Source organism: Methylomonas sp. BG-2 (genome assembly GCF_057766305.1).
In genome coordinates this window covers 1-1869 of record NZ_JBYMAP010000424.1, presented here as the reverse complement: position 1 = coordinate 1869, position 1869 = coordinate 1, and the positions used below count along the sequence as shown (strand labels likewise).

Below are 1869 nucleotides of genomic sequence, written 5' to 3'. Positions count from 1 at the left end.
TATCGCCAGTTAAACCAAATATTGCTGACTCTTCATTTCTGAAAAAGCCACTGTCAAGTATTCCTAGGGCTTTTTCTGCTTTTTTCTTTGTCTCATCAAGGGGCTTTGTTGCATAAATCGCCAGTTTCCGCCATGGTGTAATGGAATTCGCTGATCTCAAGCTGACGCTGAAAATCTTGGAAACGGAGCGACAGCGAAGTGAAGATTTTTAGTCCCCGATAGGCGTAGCGCCGGGCGGGATGTCGAAGCGCCAGCGGAGACATCCTGCAAGGCATCGCGACACGCCGTCAAGTCATTTGGAGCCGAGATTTAACCCGCCTCAATCGGCGGGTTAAATCAGGCGACGAGGACGAATCGGGGCCGCCGAAGGCAATGGTGGTCGCGTGATTTTTGCCGATTTTTCCTAGCAGGATGCCCGGAAAAATCTTTCGCAAAAATAGCGACTCGCTTGAATGTCCAAGCCACCACCGAAGAAATACCGAACCACGAATTGGCGAGACTACACCCAATCCTTGATACGACGAGGCTCACTACTCCTTTGGATTGATAAAGACATGGACTGGTTCGCGCCTGCCAGCGGTAAACGGGGTCGGTCGGAGAAGTTTACCGATGCAGCCGTTCAGTTTTGCTTGATGGTTAAAAACTTATTCGGGCAGGCATTACGACAAGCCAGTGGCATGGTAGCCAGTTTATTAAACTGGCTAACCTAGATTGGCCAGCGCCCAATTACACGACTCTGTGTCGCCGCCAACAGCATTTGCAGCTGAGTATCTCCTATCGTCCCAACCCGAATGGACTGCACTTGTTGGTCGACAGCACAGGCGTGAAAATGTTGGGCGAAGGGGAATGGAAAACCAAGAAGCACGGCGCTGAATACCGTCGGCAATGGCGTAAGGTTCACTTAGCCCTTGATGCGGAAACCCTGGAAATTCACGCGATTGAAGTCACTTCGAATCGTGAGGGTGACGCTCAGGTACTGCCCGATCTGTTAAATCAGATTGCCCGTGACGAACAGATCGAGTCGCTCAGTGGCGATGGCGCTTATGACGCTAAGAAGGTGCATAGTGCGGTGGCTGATCGAGGTGCCGAGGCCATTATTCCTGTGCGCAAAAATGGCAAACCCTGGAAAGAAAATACATACGGGGCTCAAGCCCACAATGAAACCCTTCGAACTATGCAGCGACTGGGCAGAGCCATCTGGAAGAAATGGAGCGATTATCATCGCCGCAGTTTGGTGGAAACCAAAATGCGTTGCTTCAAGCTATTGGGCGAACGCGTCAAGGCGCGAATCTTCAATAGCCAAGTGCCGAGCTACAACTTAGGGCGGCCCTATTAAATCGATTTACCCAGCTGGGTACGCCGATTACTGTAGTCGCGCCCTAAATCCGTCTTGCGATTTGGGGTAAGGGAAAATTCACCCTCAATGCCATTTGTGCAACAAAGCCTCATCAAGGTGAAAACTCAATATAGAGCCTTCTTCGTCATTTTCATCAATTTTGCCTGATACTTTATCAATAGCTTTAATTAACTGAGTAATGTTGTCCTTGCTTAGCATATGTGGATCAAATGAATTAATAACGTCTTTAGCAAAAGCAATGTTTTTTTGACCGATCTTAAGCTCTTTTAGAGCAAGATATTCTCCAACAAATGAACCAAGAATAGTGCTTTTGTCATCCAGCCTTTCTAATTGAATCTTAGTTTGCTCCCATTTGTCTTCAAGCTTTTTGAGACGATAAGGAGTTCCTGAAAAGTCTTGATTAACTATAATGAATCCTAAATAAATCAGTACACCAGAAAACAAAAGTCCTGTAAAAATAGTTGCAACAAAAAATTGTGTCGCTTTTCGGCTAAATAGTTTCTGGCGCTCGT

Annotated in this window: 1 protein-coding gene and 1 pseudogene; one reads left to right on the top strand and one right to left on the bottom strand. The window is 47.1% G+C overall.

Going from position 1 to position 1869, the window contains the following annotated elements; all coding sequences use genetic code 11:
• Nucleotides 1-452 precede the first annotated feature (452 nt).
• A pseudogene (locus tag AC3B8H_RS20905) lies at nucleotides 453-1383 on the top strand (IS5 family transposase).
• A 37-nt stretch (nucleotides 1384-1420) separates the two neighbouring features.
• Here AC3B8H_RS20905 and AC3B8H_RS20900 read toward each other — a convergent pair.
• On the bottom strand, nucleotides 1421-1869 hold a 449-nt coding region (locus tag AC3B8H_RS20900; RefSeq protein WP_488443437.1), incomplete at its 5' end, for a hypothetical protein.